The 7,096-nt window shown below is 73.2% G+C and carries 10 protein-coding genes; 4 read left to right on the top strand and 6 right to left on the bottom strand.

Going from position 1 to position 7,096, the window contains the following annotated elements:
• From ACI379_RS14275 to ACI379_RS14285, 3 genes are all read left to right on the top strand, one after another.
• On the top strand, positions 1-1,531 hold a 1,531-nt coding region (locus tag ACI379_RS14275; protein WP_439792761.1), incomplete at its 5' end, for a CHAT domain-containing protein.
• Between the two features lie 25 nt (positions 1,532-1,556).
• The gene (locus tag ACI379_RS14280) at positions 1,557-2,525 is read left to right on the top strand and encodes a zinc-binding dehydrogenase (RefSeq protein ID WP_439792762.1); all 969 of its coding nucleotides are present in this window, start codon (positions 1,557-1,559) and stop codon (positions 2,523-2,525) included.
• Positions 2,522-3,208 carry an SDR family oxidoreductase gene (locus tag ACI379_RS14285; protein ID WP_439792763.1) on the top strand — a complete coding sequence of 229 codons (687 nt, stop codon included), beginning with the start codon at positions 2,522-2,524 and terminating at the stop codon, positions 3,206-3,208. The genes ACI379_RS14280 and ACI379_RS14285 overlap by 4 nt, the downstream gene beginning before the upstream one ends.
• 21 nt (positions 3,209-3,229) lie before the next feature.
• Here the strand turns inward: ACI379_RS14285 and ACI379_RS14290 are convergent, their stop codons facing one another.
• From ACI379_RS14290 to ACI379_RS14315, 6 genes are all read right to left on the bottom strand, one after another.
• On the bottom strand, positions 3,230-4,069 hold the full coding sequence (locus tag ACI379_RS14290) for an alpha/beta fold hydrolase (protein WP_439792764.1): 840 nt from the start codon (positions 4,067-4,069) through the stop codon (positions 3,230-3,232).
• Positions 4,070-4,073: 4 nt separating this feature from the next.
• The gene (locus ACI379_RS14295) at positions 4,074-4,712 is read right to left on the bottom strand and encodes an acetoacetate decarboxylase family protein (protein WP_439792765.1); all 639 of its coding nucleotides are present in this window, start codon (positions 4,710-4,712) and stop codon (positions 4,074-4,076) included.
• Positions 4,713-4,776: 64 nt separating this feature from the next.
• Positions 4,777-5,172: a RidA family protein gene (locus ACI379_RS14300; RefSeq protein WP_439792766.1), complete on the bottom strand. Its 396-nt coding sequence runs from the start codon at positions 5,170-5,172 to the stop codon at positions 4,777-4,779.
• 48 nt (positions 5,173-5,220) lie between these two features.
• Positions 5,221-5,754, bottom strand: a complete 534-nt coding sequence (locus ACI379_RS14305; RefSeq protein WP_439792767.1) for a hypothetical protein — start codon at positions 5,752-5,754, stop codon at positions 5,221-5,223.
• 29 nt (positions 5,755-5,783) lie between these two features.
• Positions 5,784-6,143, bottom strand: a complete 360-nt coding sequence (locus tag ACI379_RS14310; RefSeq protein WP_439792768.1) for a hypothetical protein — start codon at positions 6,141-6,143, stop codon at positions 5,784-5,786.
• A gap of 20 nt (positions 6,144-6,163) precedes the next feature.
• Complete coding sequence (locus ACI379_RS14315; RefSeq protein ID WP_439792769.1) at positions 6,164-6,586, bottom strand: hypothetical protein; 423 nt, start codon at positions 6,584-6,586, stop codon at positions 6,164-6,166.
• A gap of 327 nt (positions 6,587-6,913) precedes the next feature.
• Here ACI379_RS14315 and ACI379_RS14320 point away from each other — a divergent pair.
• The coding region (locus ACI379_RS14320) for a hypothetical protein (RefSeq protein ID WP_439792770.1) at positions 6,914-7,096 on the top strand (183 nt) is incomplete at its 3' end.

Here is a 7,096-nt window from a genome sequence, read left to right on the forward strand (position 1 = left end):
CTCCGGACGCATGGGTCTGAGACTGGTGGTGGAGTCCCGGCTGGCCGCGCGCGACCTGGACGGCGCGCGCAGCGCCCTGACCGAGCTGGGGCGTCGACGACGCCAGGACCTCAGTGCCGAGCTGCACGAGCGCTTCCTGCGGGCCGCGGTCGCCGACGCGGAGGGGGACGGCGCGGCCTGCGGACGCGAGGTACGTGCCGCCGCCGGGGTCCTGCAGCAGCGTCAGGGAACCACTCCCAGCCTGGAGGTCCGTGCCGGCCTGTCGGTGCACGGCGCCCGGCTCGCCGACCTCGACGTGGGCCGGGCCCTGCGCTCGGGTCGGCCCCAGGACGTGTACGCCAGCGCCGAGCGGTGGCGCGCGTCGGCCCACCGCACCCTGCCCGTCACGCCCGACCCGGACCCCGAGATCGCCGAGACGATCTCGCAGCTGCGCCAGCTGCGCCTGGAGAGCTCGCGCGAGGAGGGTGACGGGTCGGAGGCTGTCCGCGCCGTCGAGCTGGAGGAGCGGCTGCGCCAGCTGACCTGGGCGCGTGGTGGACGAGGGTCGTCGGGGGCCCGGCCCTCCTCGTACGGTGAGGTGCGGGACCGGTTGACGTCCTCGGGGCAGAGCCTGCTCATGTACGTCGCGCACCACGACCGTAGGTTCGCCCTGGTGATCGGGCCGCGTGGTGCTGCCGTACGGCCGCTCCCGGCCGCGGACCTGGACGCCCTGGCGGACCGGCTGCGGCGCGACCTGCGGGCGCGGTCACTGTCGCGCGGCACGGCGCTGGCGCCGATGCTCGACAAGGCGGTGGCGGCCTCGGCCCTCGCCCTGGACGCGGCGGCGGTCGAGCCCGTCATCGACCTGCTGGGCGACGACGTCGTCGTCGCGCCGTCCCGTCGGCTGGCGTCCTGCGCCTGGGGGCTGCTCCCCTCGCTGGCGCCGCGGGCGCTGACGGTTGCGCCGTCGGTGACGCGCTGGGCCGGTGCGGAGTCTGTCTCGGCGCGGCCGGAGGTCACGGTGGTGACAGGGCCGGGCGTCCCCGGCGCGACCGGGGAGGCGAAGGAGGTCGCCGCTGCGTGGGAGGGGGCCGCCGGCACGGTGCAGGTGGCCGAGGGGGCGACGAGCCAGGACCTCGTCGAGGCGTTCGCGGGTCCGGGCGTCGTGCACGTGGCCGCCCACGGCACCCACGAGGATCAGAACCCGCTGTTCTCGTCGCTGCGGATGTCCGACGGTCCCGCGTACGTGCACGAGCTGGGGTCCGTGGCCTCGGGCCACGCGGTGCTCTCGGCCTGCGACGTCGGGCAGTCCCAGGTGAGCGCGGGGGACGAGCCGCTCGGCCTCACGGCCGCGCTGCTCGCCCTGGGGGTCGGGTCCGTGGTCGCGTCCGTCTCGCCGCTGCCTGACGAGGTCGCCGCCGAGGCGATGGCCGGGTACCACCGGCTGCTCGCGGGGGGCGAGTCGGCGGCGCGTGCGCTGGCGCGGACACGTGCGGCGGTGCCGGGGGCCGAGGTCCTGTGCCTGTACGGCGCGGACTGGTCCGCTGGCTGAGGTGCGACTCGGCTAGCCTCGGAGCATGTTCGCCGTCTACGCAGAGTCCTTCTCCAACGACGACCCGCTGAGCGGCCTGGTGCTGGGCGAACGCCCTGATCCGGTGGCCCCGGACGGCTGGGCGACGGTGACCGTCAAGGCGGCGTCGCTGAACCACCACGACATCTGGTCGCTGCGCGGCGTGGGCCTGCGCGAGGAGTCGCTGCCGATGATCCTCGGCTGTGACGCGGCGGGGGTCGACGAGGACGGCAACGAGGTCGTCGTGCACGCGGTCATCAGCGACCCGTCGTGGTCGGGCGACGAGACGTTCGACCCCAAGCGGTCGCTGCTCTCGGAGCGCCACCAGGGCACGTTCGCGGACAAGGTGATCGTGCCGCGGCGCAACCTGGTCCCCAAGCCGGCCTCGATGTCGTTCTCCGAGGCGGCGTGCCTGCCGACGGCGTGGCTGACGGCGTACCGGATGCTGTTCACGCAGGGCCAGCTGAAGCCGGGCGAGACGGTCCTGGTGCAGGGCGCCGGTGGCGGCGTCGCGACGGCGCTGATCACGCTCGCGCGTGCGGCGGGGCTGCGCGTGCTGGCGACGAGCCGCGACGAGGAGAAGCGGGCCCGTGCGCTGGAGATCGGCGCCCACGAGGTGTTCGAGTCGGGGGCGCGGCTGCCGGTGAAGGTGGACGCCGTCATGGAGACGGTGGGTCGCGCGACGTGGAGCCACTCGATCCGGGCGCTCCGCCCGGGCGGCCGCATCGTGATCTCCGGTACGACCTCGGGGCCGCAGCTCGACGACGCCGAGCTGACCCGCATCTTCTTCCTGCAGCTCTCGGTGATCGGCTCGACGATGGGTACGCGCGACGAGCTGGACGGGCTGGTGAAGTTCCTCGACGCGACCGGCACCCGCCCGCTGCTGGACCGTGAGATCCCGCTGACCGACGCCCGTACCGGCTTCGAGGCGATGGAGTCCGGCGACGTCTTCGGGAAGATCGTCTTCACCGCATGAGCACGTACGTCATCACCGGTGCCGGCTCGGGGATCGGGCAGGTCCTCGCCGAGCAGCTGACGGCCCGCGGCGACTCGTTGGTGCTGCTGGTGCGCGACGAGTCCCGCCGCGGCGAGGTGGCGGCCGCGTTCCCAGCAGCGCAGGTGCTGGTGGCGGACCTGGCCGAGCCGGGGACCTTGAACGGTCTGGGCCGCGAGGTCGACGGCCCCGTCGACGGCCTGGTGCAGGTGGCCGGGACGGTCGAGCTGGGCCGCGTCGAGCGGTTGCGGCTGGCCGACTGGCAGCACCAGCTGGACGTCAACCTGACCTCCCCGGCCGTGCTGACCCGGGAGTTCCTCCCGGCCCTGCGGGCGGGACGCGGGACGCTGGTGTACGTGAACTCGACCGCCGGGCTCGGCGTCAACGCGGAGTGGGCGGCGTACTCGGCCTCGAAGTTCGGGCTGCGCGCGCTGGCGGACGCCGTCCGGGCCGAGGAGCGCGAGCATGGCGTACGGGTGACGACGGTCTACCCCAGCCGCACGGCGACGCCGATGCAGGAGAAGGTGCACGCAAAGGAGGGCAAGGAGTACGACGCCTCCGACTGGATCGCCGCCTCCTCGGTGGCGGACACCATCCGCTTCGTCCTCGACCTGCCGCGCGACGCCTCGCTGGAGGAGGTCACGGTCCGTCCGGGACCGCGCTGAGCGGAGTCGGGTCGGCCGCGCTCAGCCGCCGCGACCAACGCGGTCCAGCACCGCCTCGGCGACCTGGTCGGGCCGCTGGTCGGGCAGCCAGTGCGAGGCGCCGTGGATCGTCACGAACCGGTAGTCGCCCGACACGTACTGGCCGCACATGGCAGCCGCCTCCGGCCCGAGTGCGGTGTCGCCGTCGCTCCACACGTACGTCGTGGGGACGGTGACCGTACGGCCGAACCCGCCGGAGCCTCCGACGAGGAGACCGCGGTACCAGTTGACGGCTCCGGTGAGCGCGCCGTCCGCGACCATCTCCCGCTCGTACGTGGCGACCATCGCGTCGTCCATGCCGGAGGCGCGCAACGCCCGGCGGCCGAACGGGGCGGCCAGCCCTCGCTCGGGAAGCCACGGCACCTGGAAGCCGCCGACGTACCAGCTGCGCCGCGCCTGCGGCAGGGTACGCATGGCGCGGACCAGGGCGCGGGGGTGCGGGACGGAGAGGGCGGTCAGCGTACGGACCTTGTCGGGGTGCGCGGAGGCCAGCGCCCAGGCGACGTTGCCGCCCCAGTCGTGGCCGACCACGTGCGCGCTGCCGCCGAGCAGGTCGATCAAGGTGACGACGTCGGCGACCAGCTCGGACAGGTGGTAGGCGCGGCGTCCGGTGGGCCGGGCTCCTGGCGAGTACCCGCGCTGATCCGGCGCGACGGTGCGCAACCCGGCCTCGTTGAGGCGTACGGACACCTCGTCCCAGCAGGTCGCGCGTTGGGGGAAGCCGTGCAGCAGCACCACCGGCTCACCGTCGGACGGCCCCCGGTCGGTGACGTCGAAGTGCAGGCCGTCGCGGGCGTAGCGGGTGAGGCGCGGGGAGGTCATCGGACTACTCGACGCGCATCTCGAAGTCGACCATGCGGAACGAGGCGATCGTCCGTGACCCGTGCAACCAGGCGAGCGGGCCGAGCGGGTTGAACGTCCACCGGCCGTGGGCGAGCAGAGCCTTCGCGGATCCCTGCAGTGGGGAGGACCGGTCCTCGAAACCGGTCTCCTCGATCCCCGGCTGCCACGTGTTGGCCTTGAAGGGGGTGCGCGGCGCGATCCGGGAGATGTCGGTGAAGGAGGCGGTGGCGATCTCGACGCCCCCGGTGCTCATCGTCCAGTGGGTGCGCGCCAGCGGCCCCTTGCGCGAAGCCTCGAGCGAGAAGTCGCAGAGCTCCTTGGGGATGGCCCAGATCTCGCGGCCGCCCGCCACCGAGGCGGGGGAGTCGACCCAGATGTCGGTGATGGTGACGCCCTCCACGGGCGTCTTCACGACCCGCCCGACGAGCAGCTCGCCGTACGTCAGGGGGCTCGGCTCCTGGTAGTCGACCATGGCCACGCCGTACATGCCCGCAGGACGCAGGTCGTCGACGGCCTCGCGGACCTTGACGATGGAGAGCCACAGCTGGCCGTGCATGTGCCAGGGGGCCGGCGGGTACGCCGGTGCGTGCTCGGGGGTGTCCGCTGGGGCGTTGTCAGCCATGGCCGGGGAGCCTAGCCAGTGCGGCGCCGCAGGGGGAAGGTCCACCGGTCTGCCGCGAGACGCCTCAACCACGTACGGCCACCGCCTCGACCTCGACGAGCTGGTCGGGGTATCCCAGGGCGGCCACGCCCAGCAGCGTGCTGGGTGCGTCGTGGTCCCCGAACGCCGACCGCACCACCTGCCACACGGCCACGAGGTCGTCGCGGTCAGCGGAGGCGACGTACACGGTGGACTTGGCGACGTCGGCCAGCGTGCAGCCGCTGGCGGCGAGGGCGACGACGAGGTTGGCCATCACGACCTCGGCCTGGGCGCGCGGGTCGCCCGGCGCGACGACGGCCCCGTCGGCGTCCAGCGGGCAGGCGCCTGCCGTGAACACGAGACTGCCGGGCGGGGCGACGGCGGCGTACGCGTACGGGACGTCGCCGGACAGGGCGGGGGCGCGGACCAGTTCGACGGGCATGCGGCGATCCTGCCGCACGCCGCTGACAGTCCTCCAGAGATCGCGCCTCTAGGAGATGTCGGCGAGGGCGTCGGCCACGGCGGGGCGTACGCCGACGGGCACGTTGGAGCGGGGCCGGATGCTGCTCAGGGGGAGGAGGCCGTGCTCCTGGACGACCGCGGAGATGTTGGCGAGCATGCGGTCCAGCGCGTCGCCGCTCCAGCCCGTGGCCCGCCCGATCTCGGCCACGACCTCGTCGACGTGCGCGGGTTCCCCGGCGTGCTCGGCGGCCAGGAGCCGCAGGTAGCCGTCGACGGCGACCGCGATCTCCTCCGCGGTCCAGACTCGTCGGGGGAGAGGTGCGCCCGCGGGGGCGGTCAGCGTCCAGGTGCCGTCAGCGGCGACGCTCAGGTGCCCGTCGGCAGCCATGCCCTCCGCCGTGGCCAGGAGGTCGAGCTGCCACGTGTACAGCAGGTCGCCGGCCGTACGGAGGTCCTGCTCGTGGCGGCTCCACACCTCCCGGGAGACGGTCAGCGGGGTGGCGTTGCCGCGTACCGAGAGCGCCTCGGCGATCCAGGCGCTGAGCAGGGCAGGGACGTCCACGGCCCCAGCCTGCCAGCCGTACGCCCGGCTCAGGCGGTCGGGGCGCCGGCGTGGTGGGCGCGGTAGGGGACGTACAGCCGGGCCAGGAACGCCTCGACCTCGGCGGCCATCTCGTCGTCGAGCGTGGGGAAGGAGAAGGTTGCCTTGCCGGTGCGGCGCTTCGCGAATGCGGCCGAGGCGCCGTCGAGGGCCTCGGGCCAGGTTTCGACGGCGATGGCGTACAGGCTGACCTTCTTGGCGCTGCGCTGGACGGCGGCGAAGTAGTCATGACCCTTGACGCCGGGCCACCGCAGTGAGGGCATCGAGTAGATGGTGGCGTCCTCGAGCTCGTCACGGTACGGCGCGAGCAGGTCCCAGATGCGCACCTCCACGGCGTCGAGGTCAGTCATGGATCGACCCTAGCGTCGGCTCAGCGTCGACGGGTGCCGTCGTTGTACGGGTCCGGGACGCGGGCGGGCATCCGGTCGACGGCGGGTACGCCCACGGGCGCGGCGCGCCGGGCGAGCATGCGGCGCTGCACGTCATCCTCGTGGTCGTTGATGGTGACGTCGTTGCCGTCCATGCCGACGAGCCAGATGAGGCCCGGACGGGTGCACCGGCGCTCCTGGTGCGGGTCGTGGGAGACGAGCGCGACGGCGTAGGTCAGGGTGTCGCCGGCCTGCCGCTGCGCCCAGTCGATGACCTGCAGGATGTCGGCCCCGGTGACGTCGTACGTGTCGGTCCAGCCGCGGGTGGAATCGTCCTCGCTGCCGTGCAGGTAGACGCGGAAACGCGGGGAACCGTCCTCCCAGGTGTTGTCGCGCTCGTCGACGGGGGAGACGTGGATGGCCATGTGGCGATCGTCGCAGGAGGTACGGCTGTGGTGCGATCGGATTCGGTGCCGCGCTTCCTCAGCCGCGCGGCGTCCAGACCAGCGGCAAGGACAGGGTGCGGCGCACGCGGCGACGGCGGGGGCCATGTGCTTCTCCCACACGGCACGGACCTCCTCACGCCTGCCAGGCAGGGTCTGGTGGGTGACGATGACGGCGACTTGGCTCATGGGGCGAGACTTCCACGCGGGTCCGACATTCTCGGGAGCGGCCACCTGCCCTCGGCGCGTTGGCCGATGACCGGTCCAGACGGGCTTGATTCGAATATGTGTTCGAACAAGGATGGGTGGGTGACTTTCTCGGGGACCTCGACCGCTGCTAGCGGCGCCGTGTGTGACGGCGCCGGGCTGGGTGCTGCCGACTTGTCTGCGTTGCGGTCGCGGTTGTCGGCGTTCCTGGCCGACGGTGGCTGTGGGGCGTTGTCGGATGCGGAGCGGGTGGACGCGATCCGTGCGGCGGAGGAGCTGGCGTGC

Origin of the sequence: Nocardioides sp., assembly GCF_051876515.1 — a bacterium.
Lineage (GTDB): Bacteria > Actinomycetota > Actinomycetes > Propionibacteriales > Nocardioidaceae > Nocardioides.